Origin of the sequence: Paenibacillus sp. An7 (assembly GCF_009870785.1) — a bacterium.
In the GTDB taxonomy this organism is placed as follows: domain Bacteria; phylum Bacillota; class Bacilli; order Paenibacillales; family Paenibacillaceae; genus Paenibacillus.
Window position 1 is genome coordinate 618,582 of sequence record NZ_WTWX01000001.1, and the last position, 20,025, is coordinate 638,606.

Sequence of the window (20,025 nt, forward strand, 5' to 3'; positions counted from 1 at the left end):
TATATATAATATTTCGTATACGAAATATAAGGGTTACAAAGTAATATTATAACCCGATAACAAAAATAGTCAACTATTTTCATATGTAATTACTTTCTTAATTAAATATATACATAAATAAAACCAGGAATATAATATATCCCTGGCTTCAGACCATAATTTATTTAAGAAGATTGCTTCGTTGTTGCCGTTTGTGTTGTGATTTTTGTCAAAAGGTACACCAGCAATTGCTGATTATGCGATGAAATCTTACTTAATGTCTGATCAATAAATTCTTCTCTAATCGTTGTCCCGCGTACCGCTTCGAGCCTCCCTTTTTCACTTAACGTGATCCACACGACCCTTCGATCGCGGTCATCTCTTCTTCGTTCTATTAGCTCATGTTTCTCCATTCGATCAAGCAGCATCGTAACCGCTGCAGGTGTAGTAGCTAAATAAGGCGTAAATTCAGAAGGTTTCATTCTTGGGTGTTCCAGCAAAAGTTCCAGTACAGTAAGCTGAGCTTCCGTGAGTACAGGAGCCAGTTCCTGTTCCATATGTGATTTGTAATCCTTCGTTAGTATGGACCACAATTTTACAAACTCGGAAGAATGCATTCATTTCCTCCCCTTTCCATGGATTAGGTCAAATGTACATAAGTGAACTTTGATTTACATGGTCTACTATTCACCAGCTGAATTATCTTTGCTAGATGAACATTTCGCTGTTTTAGATAAGAATCCTTCCCCATTTTTGGCACTCGACCCTTATCGACGAAGGTTCTTAATCTTCCCAAAAAAGCATCAAAAAAAGTCCTCCATGCCGTAATTTGGCATATGGAGGACTTGTTATGACATCTATTTTAGTCTACTCAGATAATTGTAGAATTTTCACAATCAAATTTGTCTTATCAGCGCCTGCAATCGATTTACCGACACTTTTCTTGTCAGATATCGGTGCTGACTCTGTCGAGAACGAAAGTGTTTTTCCTTGTTCCGTCCAAGCTAGTAATGATTTCGGATCTTTCACATGATAAGCCCCAACAATTCTGGTTCCATTGGATCTTACTCTTTTTCCTTCTTTGAATTCAAAGGTAATGACTCCCTTACCTCCACGGGTTTGCAGAGGATAATCAAGCAACAAGGAACGCTTACCATACCCAAGTTCCGTAATGGTAAAGATTTCACCCTCATCTTCGTCGACCCATAGGGCTGCTATTACTTCATCATCGTCTTTTAACTGAATACCTTTGACTCCGCCAGATACACGGCCCATAGAATTAACTTCACTTTCTAAGAAGCGTATGCTCATTCCATTCTTCGTCACGAGGAGAATATGTCTATTTCCAGTACTTAATTGTACTTGAATGATCTCATCCCCTGCTGCTACTTTACAAGCTGCTACTGCGGAAGAGCGCTTTGTTGCATATTCCTTAAGCTCGGTACGTTTGACTTGACCGCGTTTCGTAACAAATACAAGACTGGTTTCTTCTTGTTCAAAATTACGAACAGGAATAACACTAATTACTTTGTCTTCTTTTGATAGGGGAATTACATTGACAATGGCAGTCCCAGGTTCCTTCCACTTAAATTCAGGAATCTGATGGACGGGAAGCAAGAAGTATTGGCCCCGCTGTGTGAAAACAAGCAAGTTATCAAGTGTATTCACGTCAAGAATGGAGGTGATCAGATCACCCTCTTTGACCCCTGAACTTGTGCGTTCTGCTCCTGATCTAGTATATGACAGCATACTGGTCCGTTTAATATATCCGTCATTGGACAAAGTTACCAACACATCTTCTGAATTTACCAATACTTCAAGATTTACTTTCAATTCTTCTACCTGTTCTTGGATGGTTGAACGACGATCGATTCCGTATTTATCACGTATTTCTTTCAGTTCCTTGCGGATGATACCAATCAATTTGCGGTCGCTCTCCAATATACTACGTAACTCTTTCACTTTTTTCTGGATTTCATCCAGCTCTTTTTGAAGCGTTGTAATTTCAAGATTTGTTAATCGGTATAATTGCAAGGTTAAAATGGAGTCCGCTTGTCTTTCAGAGAATCCAAACATCCATTCCAGATTGTTTTGTGCATCTTGGCGATTCTTGGAGGCTTTGATTGCAGCAATCACTTCATCAAGGATATTCAGAGCCTTTACCAGTCCTTCAAGGACGTGTGCTCTGTCTTCTGCTTTTTCTAAATCGTATTTGGTACGATAGGTTACCACTTCGCGTTGATGCTTAATGTAAGCTTCCAATATTGGTTTCAAGCCAAGTTGATGCGGCGCTTTATTAACAATCGCCACCATATTGAAATTATAAGTGACTTGTAGATCTGTCTTTTTGAACAGATAAGCTAAAATACCTTGTGCATCTGCATCTTTTTTTAGTTCAACAACAATTCGCAAACCTTCCCGGCCGCTCTCATCCCGTACTTCGGCAATCCCCTCGACTTTTTTCTCTAAACGGATTGTCTCCATCGCTGTAACAAGACGAGATTTAACGACTTGATACGGAATTTCCGTAATCACAATTTGTTGCTTACCGCCGCGAAGATTCTCGATATCTGTCTTGGAACGGATATAGATACGACCTTTTCCGGTACGATACGCATCAAGGATTCCTTCGCCGCCCATAATAATGCCGCCTGTCGGAAAATCTGGACCTTTAATGAAGGTCATGATCTCATCAAGCTCGATCGAAGGTTTCTCCATCACCGCAATACAAGCATCAATAACTTCTCTTAAATTGTGAGTAGGAATCTCGGTGGCAAAACCTGATGAGATCCCGCTCGCTCCATTAACCAACAAGTTTGGATAGCGAGAAGGAAGCACCACAGGTTCCTTCGCCGTATTATCGAAATTGTCTTTAAAAAGAACGGTTCGTTTCTCAATATCACGCAGGATTTCCATGGCAATGGGTGATAATCTGGCTTCCGTATAACGCATTGCTGCAGCCGGATCATCATCTTGTGAACCCCAGTTACCGTGCCCGTCAACCAGTACATGGCCCATTTTCCATGGCTGTGCCATACGTACCATCCCATCATAGATGGAGGAATCACCATGGGGATGATAATTTCCCATTACGTCCCCTACTGTCTTGGCTGATTTCCGGTACGGTTTGTCAGGCGTATTGTTGGAATCATACATCGCATACAAAATCCGTCTTTGTACAGGTTTTAGTCCATCTCGTACATCGGGAATGGCTCTATCTTGAATTATATATTTAGAATACCGGCCAAAGCGATCACCAACGACTTCTTCTAAAAATGCCGGTAAAAATTGTTCTGGTAAACTCATTCAAAGCACCTTCTATTCTTCGTACTCTGTAAAATCAACATTTTCTACAATCCAGCGTTTACGTGGATCTACTTTGTCACCCATCAGGGTGGATACTCTTTTTTCTGCTTTTGCTGCATCTTCGATCTGCACTTGCAATAAAGTTCTGGACTCCGGATTCATTGTCGTTTCCCACAATTGATCTGGATTCATTTCACCGAGCCCTTTGTATCTTTGCAGTTCAAAACCTTTTCCAAATTCTTTTAAATAATCTTGTAGTTGTTCGTCAGTCCATGCGTACCTTGAGGTCTGCTGCTTACCGGATTTACGAGAAATTTTATAAAGCGGCGGCTGAGCAATATATACTTTGCCTGCATCAATGAGCGGTTTCATGTAACGATAGAAAAATGTAAGTAAGAGGACCTGAATATGCGCTCCATCCGTATCGGCATCCGTCATAATGATAATTTTGGAATAATTGCTGTCTTCTACGGCAAATTCTGTTCCAATGCCTGCACCAATTGCTGCTGTAATGGCACGATATTCTTCATTTTTCATAATGTCGGCAAGTTTCGCCTTCTCGGGGTTCATCGGCTTCCCTTTTAGCGGCAATATCGCCTGGATCTTCGAATCTCTTCCCTGTTTGGCGGAACCACCGGCAGAGTCTCCTTCAACGATAAACAGTTCGTTTTTTGTAAAATCTTTGGACTGAGCTGGAGTCAGCTTGCCTCCTAGATTTGAACTTTCACTGCGTTTTTTACCGGTACGCATATCGTCTCTTGCCTTACGAGCAGCCTCGCGTGCTTTTGATGCCTGTACTGCTTTTCTAATCAGTGTCTGTGCAACTTGTGGATTTTCTTCTAAAAACCGCTGTAAATTCTCGGTCACGACCTGATCTACTGTACTTCTTGCTGATGCGCTTCCGAGCTGGTCTTTGGTCTGTCCTACAAATTCAACTTCAGACATCTTGACGCTGATCACCGCCATCATGCCTTCTCTTAAATCATTACCTTCTAAATTCTTATCTTTTTCTTTAATCATACTTGTTCGACGAGCATAATCATTCATCACCCGTGTGTACGCTGTTTTAAATCCCGTTTCGTGCGTACCTCCGCCTCTGGTTGGAATGGAGTTTACGAACGAAGCTATGGTTTCGGTATATCCCGCATTATATTGAATCGCAATTTCGACTTCGATATCATCCTTTTCCGCATTGAAATGGATAACTTCGTTTAAGACATCTTTGCCTTCATTCAAATATTCAACAAACTGCTTTGCTCCACCTTCGTAATAGAACTCATCCATTTTGCCAGAACGATCATCCTTCAGTACGATCCGCAGACCTGAATTCAGAAAAGCAATCTCCTGAAGACGCTCCGACAACGTATCATAGCTAAGTGCAATCCCGTTTTTGAATACCTTGCTGTCCGGTTTAAATGTCACTTTCGTTCCGGTACGGTTCGTATTTCCAAGCACCTCAAGCCCTGTTACCGGTTCACCGACATGCTCTTTACCCTTCTTGTCTACCCAGTATTCAAAGCGCATCCGGTGAATTTTACCTTCACGATAAATCTCAACTTCAAGCCATTCAGACAAAGCATTGGTAACCGATGCGCCTACTCCGTGCAAGCCACCCGATTTTTTATATCCGCCACCGCCAAATTTACCGCCTGCATGAAGAATCGTGTATACGACCTGCGGAGTAGGTACTCCTGTCTTGTGCATCCCTGTCGGAATACCGCGTCCATTATCAGAAACGGTAACTGAACCATCCTTATGTAGCGATATTTCAATTTTGTTACAATACCTAGCTAAATGTTCATCGACAGCATTGTCGACAATCTCCCATACTAAATGGTGCAAGCCTGAATTACTTGTGCTACCAATATACATCCCTGGTCTTTTCCGTACTGCAACAAGTCCTTCCAGCACCTGAATATCATCAGCGCCATAACCGGCTTCTATATCTTTGCCGGAAACTCCAGCAGATAGATCCATTTCCTGGGCCATAAATGCTCCCCCTCTTATGCCTTCACTCATTTATGAATGATCACACTTTTAGAATATTAATATATTTCACAGTACAAGCGGATCTTCTCTATAGAAATCCTTCAGAACGTCTATAGACAAATTATGGAAACCTATTCTGTTTTTACCTTAAAACTTCGAAAAATGCAAACAGATGTTTTCTTATCCTTGTCCATTTTAATTCAAGATATCCCGTTTCGTAAAGACAAGGAATGAAACAACCAGTGAAGTGAGTCCCCAAACGGTAAGAACTCCAAGTGAAAATACCAAAGTCATTCCTTCAATCGGCGGCAAAGTACCCGATAAGTAACCGGTGAGACCAAGGTTCACCATGAATAAATATTTGGCAGTGCTCCAAGAAGAAGCCATATTCGTTAAAATACTTCCTGCAATTAGTGCAGCCATCATAATGACAATACTCGCAGAAGTACTTCTTACTAGAGTAGACACCATAAAAGACAGGATCGCTACGATGATGCTGACAAACCATAAGAGCCCAGACTGCATCAGTAAATACTTCCACTGGGGCACCATATGGACCTTTGACATATCCACATCAGAACCATGGATTTGAAAACCGGTAAAGATGGGCATCGTAAATCCTTTATATCCAAAAAAGAGCCCTGCTATAAGATAGCATATAACAAATACAGCAAGAACAAGAAGAGAAACGAATAAAAATAAGGTGAGGAGTTTACTCAATAATATTTTCCATCTCCGAACAGGTCTCGTTAGTAGCATTTTAATCGTTCCCGATGTTCTCTCTCCAGATACAAGATCTGAGGCCATTGCAACCACAAGCAAAGGAATAAACAAGTTTATGGAATTGTTCATAAATACTCTTGTAAATGTAACCCCGCTAGGCTCATTCGGATTGAGATCATGCTCAAGATAATATTGAAGCTGTTGAATATAAATTCTGCGATATTTCTTCCATTCCTCCGGTACCCGGTCACTTCCGAGTGAATTCTGATTATCCGTGATTGCTTGCTGCATTTCAAGCCGCCAGTCATTTCCAAACTTTTCGCGCTTTGATTCAGACTCTTTCATCTGAGCATAGGTAAACATCGGCGTTAATACAAGCAAAACAAGTATAATTACGTAAAATCTTTTTTTCTTGATCATTTTAATGGTCTCGTTCTTAACCAAGGGCAAGAGACTATTCAATAGATTCACCTTCTGTCATTCGTAAAAATAACTGTTCAAGTGTAGGATGTACTCTTTGTACTCCCTCCACTTTCACTCCCGCAATGACCATGGTTTTCACCATTTGTGATACGAGTTCCTCCGGCATCTCAGTAATGATCGCATTAGGTCCAAGATTTGCGATCAACGTGTCATCTAACATGGTTGTATCTCGCAGTCTCTTAATTTTCGGATGATTCGTTAACCAGCGAGCTCCCTCATCCAGTGGATTTAAGTGCCAAACCGTGATATTACTATGTTCTCCAATTAGTTCATCGACTTTACCTACCGTGAGCACTTCACCGTTATTAATAATAGCCACTCGATCACACAGAAGCTGAATTTCACTAAGCAAATGACTGCTGACAAGAACGGCTAAACCTTCCTCAGCCAGTTTTTTAATAAAAGCCCTCAGTTCCTTGATCCCTTTGGGATCAAGACCATTCGTCGGTTCATCTAATATAAGTAGTTTTGGATTTCCTAGAAGCGCTTGAGCGATACCTAAGCGTTGGCGCATCCCCAAAGAGTATGTGCTTACTTTATCATGTATTCGCTGATCCAGTCCCACTGTCTTCGTAACATCATAGATCCGCTCCTCCGTAACGTCCGGAAGCATTCGTGCAAAGTGTTCTAAATTCTCAAACCCTGTTAAATAATTATACATCTCGGGGTTTTCGACTATAGATCCTACATACCTTAGTGCTTGCTCAGGTTTTTGGTGGACAGGGTATCCACATACCTCCACAACCCCTTCTGTCGGTTTAATCAAATCAACAAGCATTCGGATGGTCGTTGTCTTCCCCGCTCCATTTGGACCTAAAAACCCGAAGATTTCGCCAGCATGCACTTCAAAAGTAACATCTTTAATAATCCACTTACGCCCTATCTTTTTTTTCAGATGCTTTACAGATAATACGATTTCCTCTGACAGATATTCACTCATCGCCCATCTCCACCTTTTTTCCATGTTGATCAGTGATGCCAAGTACCTCTACGATTCGTTCTGCCATCTCTTCATAGCCCTGTGCATTCGGATGAAAATGGTCACTGGCAAGCAGCTGCGGCACATTGTTCTCAAACAGGTCAAATGTAGGCGCAAGTGCCATCTGATCATAGGTGCTTATCAGCTCAAGCACTTTACTATTCCATGTGGTTACTACAGCATTCCCAACTTGTTTCAGATCTTTCAAATCATTAAAAGGATTATATAAACCAACATAAACAATCTTGGCATTAGGATTAATCTCCGCTATTTTTTTCAGCACTTTTTCGAGCGAATCGGAAGCTTTGGTTAAAAGCTCAAAGAGTGCAGCCGTGTCCGGAATATTGATATCTGCTGCTTGACCCGCCTGAGCACCTTGAAACAGATCATTTGCACCGATGGAGAGCAGAATAAGGTTAGATTGTTCCAGCGTATATTTCACCCCTGCTTCGTCTAGCTCAGGAAAAAGTTTCTCCGCTGTAAGTCCGTTGATCGCTAAATTTGCTGTTACTCTAACTTCTTTTCCATCTTCTTTAAGCATACTGACAACCCGGCGAACAAATCCCTTTCCCTCATCATCTCCTGTACCTTTGGCAAGCGAGTCACCAATAGCAGCAATTTTAATTTCTGTAGATTGTTCGATAGGGGAAGTGGTAGTTGTCTCTTTTTGTTCAGATATAAAATCAGTGTTACCTGAAGGGTTCACTATATCCTGAACGGCTATAATAAAGCCATAAATAAGCACGCATGTCACAATGATGGATACCGTACTCACAGTGATCCAAATTCTATTTGATGACTTCACAAAAACATTCCCTTCACGCTGTATTTACTTACAGTAACCATAAAACTTCCCGTCCTTATTTGCAAATCAATGCCTTTCTCCTCTTTACTATCTGCCATTAAATGAAAAAAAGACCTCCAACAATCGTGGAGATCTCAAAATAACTTCAAAATAGGATAGCACCTAAAAAATATGGCATCTTGCATGTAAAGGTAAATCATAAGGTTATGATATTAGTCAAAGGTTAGAAATGTATTATTTTCCGACAAAAGCTTGCACCCAGTACCCGTTAACATATCCTACACCAATCAATGTAAAATTCTTATTCATAATATTTGCTTTGTGACCTGGGCTGTTCATCCAAGCTTTTACTACTTCTGCAGGTGTTTTTTGCCCTTTGGCAATGTTTTCACCCGCATATTTATAAGTAATACCAAACTTCTTCATCATATCAAATGGAGATCCATAAGTGGGAGAAGTGTGACTGAAATAGTTGTTATCATTCATGTCTTGGGCTTTGGCTACAGCCATTTTAGTAAGATTCGTGTGAATAACAAGCGGTTTAAGGCCAGCCTTCGCACGTTCTTTATTTACCAGTGACACGACTTCTTTTGCATAAGCAGATACGACAGAAGAACTGCTTTGATCTTGACTTGTGCTGTTATTGCCCGTACCACTGTTCGAATTGTTATTACCCGAACCTGATTGGGGTTTTTGCACGGCCCCCCCTATGTAACCATTCTGCTGCAACCATTGCTGAATATATTTGCTATAACTTTGACCTTTTTGCGTAGATAGAGAATGAGCGGAAACAAGTCCTGCTCCGGGAATCAACATTCCAGCTGCAAGAACAGCGGAAAGACTTCCTGCAATAATTGTTTTTTTAAGAACGTTCTTCTTCAAAATAATTCAACTCCTACATTAATTATTACAATTTTGTAACTGTAATGATTAGGATTATATCAGCGATTTTTAAATTTGTTAACCCGTAAATAATGGAAATAGTTAAAAAGTCGTAACTTTTTGATAGAATAGCATCAGAATCGCTTTGTAATAAAAAACACAGAAAAATATTCCAAATTAAACGATGATATAACGAAATAGAAAGCATAAAAAAACAACCTAATGGAAAAAACCATTAGGTTGTTCATTATTTTTTAATATGAATTCATTAAAAATGGAGTCTGTCTCGTATATATAGATTAAAGCGACTTGCTGAACCGATACCCATGTTTGATAAAACCGATATGCTCGTAAAATGGATATGAGGACTTATGCTCATCCCGATTGCCTTCGATAATAAGCAATTTTTCGCTTCCATGTTCACGTGCCCAACTCTCAGCCAACTCCAGTAGTCTACGCCCAATTCCTTCACCTCGGTGTGAATGACGGACAATAAGAGAAGTAATTTGTGTTGCTTGATTACGGCTTGCATGAGATTGAATACACTGCAAACCTAGTAAACCAACTACTTCCTTTTCTACTTCCGCTACCAACATACAAGCTTTCTCGCTCGTTTGACTCATCTGAATGCGTTCCCTCATGACTCCAGGAGTAGCTGGATATCTGACCTCATGCATCAGACTCGTTACCGAATCCACATCGTGCAGTTCGCATGCTCGAATCGTCAGTACTGGGGCCTCTACATTACTTAACATGGTTAACCTCCACTTTCAACATATTTGCGGCTTGTTTTGCCGTATCTCGTGCTCTCTCTACATTGGGTGATGCACTTAATGCTACTGCCATTCTTCTCCCTACTTTAGTCTCAGGTTTTCCAAACAAACGGACCTGAGTTCTTGGTAAAGATAGTGCTTCAGACACGCCAAGAATTTTGTAGGATGCTGTCTCTAAATCTGCTTTTAGTGTAGCAGAAGCACCGGGTGTTAACAACTCCACACTGGTAACTGGAAAACCAAGAATTGCCCTTACATGGAGTGCAAATTCAGATAGGTCCTGCGTAACCATGGTTACCATTCCGGTATCATGAGGACGCGGAGAAACCTCACTAAATACAACTCCATCCTTCGTTAGAAAAAGTTCAACCCCAAATAAACCGTAACCCCCAAGTTTATCTGTAATCCGCTTTGCGATTTCTTTTGCTTCATTCAGCTGCTCTTCGCTCATCGGATGCGGTTGCCAAGATTCTATATAATCCCCATCCTTTTGGATATGTCCAATAGGTGGGCAAAATACCGTGCCAGATACAGAACGGACAGTCAGCAGGGTAATTTCACTTTCAAATTCAACAAATGCTTCGACAATAACTCGAGTCGTTTTTGCTCTAGCACCCTCCAAGGCAGCATTCCAACTAGATTCAGCATCCTCATAGGTACGGCATACACTTTGTCCTTTACCTGAAGAGCTCATCAGCGGTTTTACAACACATGGAGTTCCCAGTTCACGAACTGCGGCTTGCAGTGTTTCCAAACTATCTGCAAATCGATAAGCAGCAGTAGTAATCCCAAGTTCCTCTGCTGCCAGGCGCCGGATTCCTTCCCGGTCCATCGTCAGCTTTGTTGCTCTAGCGGTTGGAACGACACAAAATCCTTCTTCTTCAAGCTGAATTAGTGCATCGGTTGCAATTGCTTCAATCTCAGGAACGATTATGTCGGGTTGCTCTTTCCGGATGATCTCTTTTAACAATTCTCCATCCAACATATTAATACAGTATGACCTATGGGCGATTTGCATCGCAGGTGCATTATCGTAGCGATCAACTGCTATGGTCTCCACACCAAGTCTTTGGGCTTCGATAATGACTTCTTTTCCTAACTCTCCGCTGCCAAGCAGCAGCAACTTTTTGGCTTCAGCCGAAAAAGGAGCACCCCACATTCTCTCCCATCCCCCTATGTGAGAAATCTATTACATTTCTCTATTTTCAGGGTTATTGCGGCAGAATGCAAGAGTGCTCGACTTTTTTCTTGTGAATATTACATGGATTTTCGTTTTCTGACGATCAAAATTTACAAAAATCTGAATTGTGCTTCAATCAATCCATTATAAATTCCTTTTTGTTGGATGAGTTGTTGATGATTTCCTTGTTCTTTAATTTCACCATGATCCAGCACAATAATATTATCTGCATTCCGGATTGTCGAAAGACGGTGAGCGACCATAAAGGAAGTCCTGCCTTTTAGAAGCACTTTCAGTGCTTCTTGTATTTTCAGTTCTGTCTCCGTATCAATACTCGCGGTTGCTTCATCAAGGATTAAGATTCTCGGATCTGCCAGCAAGGCTCTCGCAAAGGACAACAGCTGACGTTGGCCCATGGATAATACATTTCCCCGCTCTTCCACTTCTGTATCATATCCGCCGGGAAGTTTCACAATAAATTCATGAGCATTAACAGCTTTCGCAGCTGCTTCTACCTCTTCATCGGTCGCATCCAGGCGCCCGAACCTAATATTATCCCGAATGGTACCGGAGAAAATAAAGGTATCCTGAAGCACAATACCAATTTGACTGCGCAGACTGCGAATTGTCACATCCCTGATATCATAGCCATCAATCGTCAGCTTGCCATCTGTCACATCGTAAAATCTGCTAAGCAGGTTAATAATGGTACTTTTACCGGAACCGGTATGGCCAACCAGCGCAATAGACTGCCCTGCTTTGACATCAAGATCAATTCCTTTGAGCGCCTGACGTCCTTTTTCATATTCAAAAACAATATACTCGAATTTAATATCGCCCTTGATTGATGGAATCGGAACCGCATTTGGCTTATCGGCAATGCCAGGTTCTTCATCCATAAATTCAAAAATACGTTCTGAAGATGCCATGGCAACAAGAAGCTGATTATACATCTGACCTAATCGGTTAATCGGATCCCAAAAGTTTCCGACATAGTTAGCAAAAGCGACCAGAAGACCAATGGTGAGTTCACCTGATTGGATAAGAAACGCCCCGTACCAGAATAAGATTAAGGAGCCTACCCCGCCTGTTATTTCGATCAGCGGTCCGAATGCTTGGTTCATTGTCGAAGCTCTATTCCAGGATTTACGGCTCGTCGCATTCATTTGGTCAAAGAACTTCATGTTCTCATCTTCTTGTGTGTAAGCTTGAGTAACACGAATCCCTTGAATGGATTCATTAAGATGTGAATTAATCCGTGAATTTTTCATACGTACATCTTGCCATGCCCGCCTGATTCGAACTCTCAGTTTCGTCGATATAAGGAACATTACCGGTACCGTTAGAATCACGGCGAGCCCCAGTTTCCAGTTAATAAAGAGTAAAATGATCATAATTCCAACGAGCTGAACGCAGTCAATCATGAGGTTAACAACCCCGTTGGTGAATAAATCTTGCAAGGAGTTGATATCGTTGGTTATCCGAACCATGACGGAACCAGCTGGTCTTTTATCAAAAAAGGAGAATGATAATTTCTGTATATGTTTAAATAAATCCGTTCTAAGGTCGTAAATAACCCGTTGTCCTATGATATTCGTATATTTAATTCGGTAAGTAGCTGCTGCCCACTGAATAATATATAGAAGCAAAATCCCCCCTGCAATCCAGTATAGCAATTTGAGACTCGGCGACCCTTCAGCCGGTGCGATCGCTTTATCGATGGCAAGACTCGTCAGATAAGGCACGGTCAATTTTGTAATGGTTCCGAGGATCATCATAACAATAACGATTGGCAGTAACTGTTTTGCATAAGGTTTCATATACGAGAACAACCGAGTGAACTCGCCCCAGTTAAACGGCTTCTCGATTACCTCATCATCTTGATAGACAAATCGTTCTTGGTTTTTATTTTCCTTTGCAGATGGAATCTTCTTTCTTTCTGCTGCTGTATCTGCACTCATGAGTTCACCTGCTTTCCGGGTGCCTGCTGCTCACGAGCGATATGATCCGCATACTGAATATGATAGACATCTTGGTATTGACCAGGAACTCTAATCAGTTCGTCATGCGTCCCCCGTTGAACTACGTGACCTTCATTCAGCACCAATATTTCATCCGCATGTCGTAATGAAGAAATTCGATGGGCAATAATAAATGTTGTTCTTCCTCGCATCACTTCCTGGAATCCTGACTGGATTTCATGTTCTGTCTCCATATCAACCGCACTTGTCGCATCATCAAGAATGAGGATTTTGGGATTCTTAAGCAGTGCCCTCGCGATCGCAATTCTTTGCTTCTGACCGCCAGATAAGCCCATCCCCCGCTCACCAACAATCGTATCGTAGCCAAGTGGCATCTCCATTATGAAATCATGAGCTTTAGCAAGTTTAGAAGCGCGAATGATCTCCTCCATAGACACGTCTTTTAAACCATATGAGATATTATTACGAATACTGGATGAGAACAGGAACGTCTCTTGGAATACGGCCGCAATCTGGCTGCGTAAACTTCGAATATTGATATCCTTGATCTCCATGCTGTCAATCTTGATTGAACCTGAATTAATATTATAGGCGCGCATTAACAGCTGAATAATCGTGGATTTACCCGATCCAGTCCCTCCCAGAAAACCAATAACCGTTCCCGGGGGTGCATCTAGATTAATATCTGTAACGGCAGCTATTTTGTTTCCGTAAGCAAAAGTCACATGCTCAAAAGAGACATGCCCCTTCACCTGCTCGGGCGCAAGGATAATAGAATCCTCTGTATCCTGAACATCAATAGGCTGATTAAGTAACTCCAGTACACGTTCACCGGAGGCTTTGGACTGTGTATAGTTATTGATATGGAAGCCAATATTCCACATCGGTCCGATTATGTACCAAATTAAACTAAAGAAAGCAACAAGTTCGCCTAATGATAATTCTTTTTGTATGACTAATCTGCCGCCAACAACAAGAAGTAAGATGACACTCATTGAAGCCAGAAGTTCCATGATTGGGAAAAACTTAGCCCATAAGGAAGAAGCAAAAATCTGATTCGTCTTGTAGCGTTCGTTCCGTATGGAGAACTTATCTACCTCATGCGGCTCACGAGCAAACGACTTAACGGTACGCACTCCTGTCACGTTTTCTTGAACCGCTGTGGTAAGTGAACTCATTGCGAGCCGCATCTCTTGGAAAGCAGGGTGAATTTGTGTTTCAAATTTTAGAGCAACGATCACAAGGATCGGCATGAAGATCATCGTGATTAAGGTCAGCTGCCAGTTAATGGAGAACATCATAATCGACCCAAACAGAACCATGAGAACCATATTTAAAATCTGGGCAAAACCAAACCCGATAAAGTTACGAATGGCTTCGAGGTCACCGGTTAACCGTGACATCAGATCCCCTGTCTTAGCCGTATCATAATAGCGGAAAGACAAAAACTGTAGTTTTTCGTAACACGCATTACGTAAACGATAAGCAAGATAGTTACCAAGCCTAGCGCCAAAAAAGCCGTGCAAGAACTGCAATGATGACTTTAAGATGACCACTCCGAGTACGGTTAGGGCAAGCATGGGAACGCCTTCAAAATTACGAGGCGTTATCATATCATCAATGAGTACCCTCAGTAGATTCGGGTATATAAGCCCGAGTGCAGTCGCTAAGGCCAAGCAAAGTATTGATAAAAACAACAAAATACGTTTGGACCAGAAGAAGCTCTGCAGCTGCCTGAGAACATCCATGTTTCTCCTCCTTCAAAATATTTACTTTTTTACGAACATTAATGAAGTTTATCACCGCATTACCAACCCGGCAAAGCGAGAATCAACTCATATTTCGCCTTCTTTTCGTATGATTGGGCATTAACAGGAATTAATCACCATCTCTCAATTAAATGGTCAGCAATCCTCCCCTATTCAGGGTCATAGGCACAAAAAAACACCCCCGCTGCGAAAAAAGCTTAGGAAGGGTGTTTTCTGTACTCTTAATTATGTGATTCCTGTTCGAGTGAAGATAAGTTTTGAGCAAGCAGGACTAACTTCTCTGAATCATCTGCTAAATCCAGCGCTGCAACTAGTCCAGTAATATTCTCTTTCCACTGCTCACTGAGATCAAGAGAAACCTCATGAAACGATGTCCGAATAAGTGATTGATAGTAGTCTTTAAGCAGAGTCTCATTCCCCAGTAACTGTTTACTAATGAATTGTTTAAGCTCTGGCTCAAGGACTTGCTGTAATTCTTTTCTACCGTTGCCTTCAAAAAAGGACTTTGGGTTCTTGAAATATTTCCAAAACAGTTTGAATTCTATGCTCTCCTGTTCTCCCCCCGACCGTAGAGACGGAGTTTCCCATCCCTTCGATGAACGGACCGAGAGTGTGATGCCTGGTGTCAGCCCACTGAGTTCGTCAGCCATTTCCTCTGCAGCGAAAGTCACCAGCTGTTTTCCTTTGTTCTCTAGCCTAATGGAAGTTGCAAGGAGTTCTTGCTGCATTTCTAGATTCAGCATTCGAAGCAGTTCCCGGCCTGATGAGATAAATATAGATTTCAAGTCCCCTGCGTCTTCTCGAAGTACAGAGGGGTGAAAGGCTTCGGACATAAACTCTGAAATGCGGTAACCAATACGCTGACCTGTATGGAAAATTAATTCCTGAGTCTCCTGTGCGATCTCGTGGTCTTTAGATTGATTTGATAGCCGCTGAAGAAGTTGCTCCCCCTGTGCGAGTGCCTTTTCTAGTTCTTCTTTACGGCGCTCTCTCACTTCTGCTCCCTGACGCGCATCTTGCACCCACTGTTCTACTCTTTTGCGGGCAATGTGAATATCTTTATTTGCTTCAAGCAGAGCAATATCTAGTAACTCTTCCCCAGCAAATGTGCTGAATGCTTGTTCAAATTCCGTAAAACCTGACTCAGCAAGCTTGTCTTCATTCCCCGTTTGTTTGGCATCCAAAGCTTGCAGACTAGAAACAGCATATAGGTGGGGAGACCGCACCCCATTTTGTTGCAAATTCTCACTGACATGCTCTTTAACTAGTTCCAATTCTTCAGAAGAAGCTGCAAGATCGGCGGCATTGATCACAAAAAACATATTATCAAGAGACTTCGTGTCCTTAACCCGGCCCAGTTGATTCAGGAACTGCCTGTCTCCCTGAGAAAAAGCATGGTTGTAATACGTTACAAACACGAGAGCATCTGCATTCTTCATATAGTTAAATGTAACCCCGGTATGCCTTGCATTAATGGAGTCTGCTCCCGGTGTATCAACGATGATGATTCCTTGATTGGTTAGATTACAGCTATAATACAAATCAATCGACTCTACAAAACAAGATTTCGATTCTTCAGCAACATAAGCACGGTATTCTTCCATATTCACTACAAAAGATTGTCCCAGCTTGGACAAAGCATCATCATATCCACTGGCAGCTGCCTTCAAAAAACTATAATGCGGACGGCCCGCCGGATGTACTTGCTGCGGAGTTACCGTACTTACAGCCGCCCTCCATGTCTTCTCTTCTGGAACACCAAGTCCCAGCAGATTAAAAGAAAACGTCAGATCTGCCCAGACGCTGGCTTGGGATTTCATCGTCACTTGTGCTGTCCGGTGCGTCATGCCTTCCGGCGGCGCCATAATCCGGTTTATCGCTGCCGTGGTTGGATGCGGTGAGACCGGAAGTATTGCCTCACCAAGCAAAGCACTGGCAAATGATGATTTGCCGGCACTAAAAGCACCAAACAGAGCCAAAGTGAATGTTCCCTTGTCAAAAGATGCCGCACGTGTATTCAGCCCACGTACTGCTGAGTTCATAGCGGAATAAGGGGCTAGATGAGCTGCGGCCTTGCGTAATCTAGTTGCAGCCGCAGATAAACGCTCATACCTACGAGCAGCAAGAGCCGGTCGCTCCTTGCGCATAGTCAGGGAACCCGTCTGCTCGGAGGCCGTAACATTACGATCTACACCGGTTCCCGTTAAATCTGCTGCTTGTTCCATCGGAACAGTCCTATGATTGACCTCTGGTAATAGATCCGAGCTCCATGTTGTCACTTCCGGGAGCATCACACGCACAGCTGCAGCCGTATCCTGAATATCCTGCTCCAACCGGGATAACCGATCAGCAGCCTTATTTTTCACATCCAACTGTTTTCTTTGTTCCTCTAAAGCCACAAGGAGGGGTGCATTTTTCTCAGCCAGCTCATGAAGCAGATCATCTACCAATGCAAGAGCAGACCTCCGGTAGGATGCAATTAGGTCTGCCCGCAGATCTTTACAATAATTAAGTACATATTCCCCCGTGATCTGCGTATCAGGCGCTTGACGTTTCTTAATCAATTCTATCTCAGGAGTGTACAGATTCGCTTCTAGTTTCTCGTTCCACTCTTCATTCCAGAGTCCATGAGACTGCCCGAGCCCTCTTAACAAACTCCGAAGATGGAAGGCAATTTGCCCATCTGCTTGTCTCGTAAAGAGATTCCAAAATTGCTGCAGACGTGCCTCTTTTTCTTGCTCCGTCTTCCCTGAACTAAATAAAAAACCAACTTTAAACCCTGGGCGCCGGCTTTCTAAATAACTCTCGGCAGCTGACCTCACGTCTGCGGGCGTGATATTGGCAGAAGACAGCAACTGATCTGTCTCCGTTCGAAATTGTTTTCTTTCTTCCGCTGTCACTTCCCTTATCTGTGCAATCTCTTGATTAAAGCGTGCAGTCTCTGAAGCCAGTCTTGCCGCTCCTTCTTCTCCTCCAAGCTCATTTCGTATCTGTTCTTTCCTATTTTCATGCTTGGCTTCCCAATTCTTGATAAATTCTTCTCCGACATGACGTGCTGACGAGGCAATACTATGCTGAATAAGATCTGACCTAAGATCTGGAATTGTTTTAACCAGCTCAACTAGCTCATTCCACTGATTATATGGATGACTTTTTTGTTTCAACGTCGTAAATAAGAGACCCGCATAGGTAACTTCCCACGCAGCAAACACATCCTCTACCGCACTTCGGTACGCTGAGAAGCTAAGCTCTTGTTCACGATGTTTATCAATCTGCGTCACAACTAGATAAAGAGGCTTACCCCAATCGGACAAGCTTTTTGCAAAAGATAAATTATTCTCCGATTGCACATGGTTATAATCCATCACATAGAAAACAGCATCAGCCAGATGTAAAGCTGAATCCGTTGCTTTCTTGTGAGCGTCGTCGGTCGAGTCTACACCAGGTGTATCCAGTAAAGCAGCATGCTCTTGCAAAAGGGGAACCTCATCCCACACCTCGATATAAGAGTACTGTTCACCATTCTTACAATACTCATCTAATTCTTCAGGCATTGCTACGATAGGATTCCTTTCCTCGGAAGAGAATTGTCCTTCCCCTTCTTGAAATGTTTGATATATTTTAGCTAACTTTGGTCCATTACGAATAGCCACTACATTGGCACTCGTAGGTACAGGACTTGCTGGGAGTACTTTTTTTCCACATAGACTATTAATCAAACTTGATTTACCGGCTGAAAAATGACCGCAAAAAGCAATCGTCACCTCATCTACGGACGCTTTCTGAAGTAAATCTTCCATGGCAGATGATGCTGTCTTGTCTTCGTGCTGAATAAAAAACTGTTGCAGTTCTTGTAAACGCTCTCGCATTTCTTCATTCTGTCTGCTCCTGTGTGTCAGCATGTCCTAGTCAGGCTCCTTCTCAACTATTCTTTTCAACCAAATATGTACATTTTATCACTCAGAACTGGAGATTTGAACCTAATTTCGCAAAATCTTTCAGAATAAAAATAAAACCGACTCCCTCGCTCGATAAGAAAGATCAATTTCTTATCGGAACGTGGGACTCGGTTGATTCGCTGAATCATCCGCTTTAATCGAATACTCAGCTAATTTGATTGGGTTTTAGACATTCATTATTGAACTGCATTCTCAAGTGTAGGAAGCAAGATTTCGAATACTTGTCCATGCTGCAGAATGGTGATATTTCTAAGCTTATCTTTCATTACAACCACTTCAGTTTTTTGAGACATACGCTCAAGATAATGCTCAGGAACATCGCCGGAATGACTTACTGTAATTCCTTCGATTTCTTTTTCCTCATTTTCACTCATTTCAGTTGTCACTACTTCTTCAAAAATATCAGAAAAAGCGTCAAATTTGTCTGTGTACACGGAAATGCATTTCATTTTTCTCATCCTCTACTATTCGTTTACTATTTTCTTTAGGTTAAAGCAGATGATCCTCGTTCCTTATCTTTCCTGATTTGGGACGTTTTCATACGCTTCTTCCCTTCACGACAGACGTCCAAAAGCGGACAGACCTGACATTTAGGTGACTGTGCCTTACAATGATATCGGCCAAAAAAGATGAGTCTGTGATGGGTGATCGTCCATTCATCCATGGGTACTCTTTTCATCAGCTTTTTCTCCACTTCAAGAACGGAATCTTTCCATCCTGCAAGGCCCAATCGTTTCGATACACGCTCTACGTGGGTATCCACTGCAATCGCTGGAACTCCAAAAGCATTGGAGACTACCACATTTGCCGTTTTCCGCCCTACTCCTGGTAGTTGGACCAGGCGATCGTGTTCACTTGGCACTTCTCCTTCATACTGCTCTATCAAAATACGGCACATATTCTGTATATGCTTCGCCTTGTTGCGATACAAACCGATTCTTCTGATATCTTGTTCCAGTTCTTCTAGAGGAACAGCAATATAATCTTCAGGAGTTTTATATTTTTGGAACAGGTCCACTGTCACTTTATTTACCGTTTCATCCGTACACTGTGCAGACAACAAGACCGCAATGGTAAGTTCGAATGCGTTGCTGTGCTTTAGTTCACAATGTGCATCGGGAAACATGTTTGCGATCGTATCAAGAATGTGACGTACAGTCGCTGCATTCATTGATGAGCTTACCTCCTACAAAAAAAACGTCTTGATACGGCTAGT

The 20,025-nt window shown here is 42.2% G+C and carries 14 protein-coding genes; all 14 read right to left on the reverse strand.

All coding sequences use genetic code 11. The features are described 5' to 3' along the window. Positions 1 to 164: 164 nt before the first annotated feature. Positions 165 to 596 carry a MarR family transcriptional regulator gene (locus tag GQY27_RS02795; protein ID WP_160031969.1) on the reverse strand — a complete coding sequence of 144 codons (432 nt, stop codon included), beginning with the start codon at positions 594 to 596 and terminating at the stop codon, positions 165 to 167. Between the two features lie 250 nt (positions 597 to 846). Beyond that, on the reverse strand, positions 847 to 3,285 hold the full coding sequence (gene gyrA / locus GQY27_RS02800; protein ID WP_160031970.1) for a DNA gyrase subunit A: 2,439 nt from the start codon (positions 3,283 to 3,285) through the stop codon (positions 847 to 849). A gap of 12 nt (positions 3,286 to 3,297) precedes the next feature. Continuing rightward, entirely contained in the window at positions 3,298 to 5,274 is a 1,977-nt protein-coding gene (gene parE, locus GQY27_RS02805) for a DNA topoisomerase IV subunit B (RefSeq protein WP_160031971.1), read from the reverse strand. A gap of 195 nt (positions 5,275 to 5,469) precedes the next feature. Then, complete coding sequence (locus GQY27_RS02810; protein WP_160031972.1) at positions 5,470 to 6,459, reverse strand: ABC transporter permease; 990 nt, start codon at positions 6,457 to 6,459, stop codon at positions 5,470 to 5,472. Then, positions 6,452 to 7,420, reverse strand: coding sequence for an ABC transporter ATP-binding protein (locus tag GQY27_RS02815; RefSeq protein ID WP_160031973.1), 969 nt, complete (start codon positions 7,418 to 7,420; stop codon positions 6,452 to 6,454). The genes GQY27_RS02810 and GQY27_RS02815 overlap by 8 nt, the downstream gene beginning before the upstream one ends. Beyond that, positions 7,413 to 8,264, reverse strand: a complete 852-nt coding sequence (locus GQY27_RS02820; RefSeq protein ID WP_160031974.1) for a GDSL-type esterase/lipase family protein — start codon at positions 8,262 to 8,264, stop codon at positions 7,413 to 7,415. Before GQY27_RS02820 ends, GQY27_RS02815 begins: the two co-directional genes overlap by 8 nt. 234 nt (positions 8,265 to 8,498) lie before the next feature. After that, a complete protein-coding gene (locus tag GQY27_RS02825) occupies positions 8,499 to 9,146 on the reverse strand; it encodes a YkwD family sporulation-associated protein (RefSeq protein ID WP_236570443.1) in 648 nt (215 codons plus the stop codon). 299 nt (positions 9,147 to 9,445) lie between these two features. Continuing rightward, a complete protein-coding gene (locus tag GQY27_RS02830) occupies positions 9,446 to 9,901 on the reverse strand; it encodes a GNAT family N-acetyltransferase (protein ID WP_160031975.1) in 456 nt (151 codons plus the stop codon). Then, the gene (purT, locus tag GQY27_RS02835; protein WP_160031976.1) at positions 9,891 to 11,078 is read right to left on the reverse strand and encodes a formate-dependent phosphoribosylglycinamide formyltransferase; all 1,188 of its coding nucleotides are present in this window, start codon (positions 11,076 to 11,078) and stop codon (positions 9,891 to 9,893) included. The genes GQY27_RS02830 and purT overlap by 11 nt, the downstream gene beginning before the upstream one ends. A gap of 131 nt (positions 11,079 to 11,209) precedes the next feature. Next, positions 11,210 to 13,060 carry an ABC transporter ATP-binding protein gene (locus GQY27_RS02840; RefSeq protein ID WP_160031977.1) on the reverse strand — a complete coding sequence of 617 codons (1,851 nt, stop codon included), beginning with the start codon at positions 13,058 to 13,060 and terminating at the stop codon, positions 11,210 to 11,212. Continuing rightward, a complete protein-coding gene (locus tag GQY27_RS02845) occupies positions 13,057 to 14,829 on the reverse strand; it encodes an ABC transporter ATP-binding protein (protein WP_160031978.1) in 1,773 nt (590 codons plus the stop codon). Before GQY27_RS02845 ends, GQY27_RS02840 begins: the two co-directional genes overlap by 4 nt. A 242-nt stretch (positions 14,830 to 15,071) precedes the next feature. Continuing rightward, positions 15,072 to 18,752, reverse strand: a complete 3,681-nt coding sequence (locus GQY27_RS02850; RefSeq protein ID WP_160031979.1) for a dynamin family protein — start codon at positions 18,750 to 18,752, stop codon at positions 15,072 to 15,074. Between the two features lie 233 nt (positions 18,753 to 18,985). Beyond that, entirely contained in the window at positions 18,986 to 19,258 is a 273-nt protein-coding gene (locus tag GQY27_RS02855; RefSeq protein WP_160031980.1) for an NAD/NADP transhydrogenase alpha subunit, read from the reverse strand. 35 nt (positions 19,259 to 19,293) lie between these two features. Then, positions 19,294 to 19,980 carry an endonuclease III gene (gene nth / locus GQY27_RS02860; RefSeq protein WP_160031981.1) on the reverse strand — a complete coding sequence of 229 codons (687 nt, stop codon included), beginning with the start codon at positions 19,978 to 19,980 and terminating at the stop codon, positions 19,294 to 19,296. Positions 19,981 to 20,025: the final 45 nt, after the last annotated feature.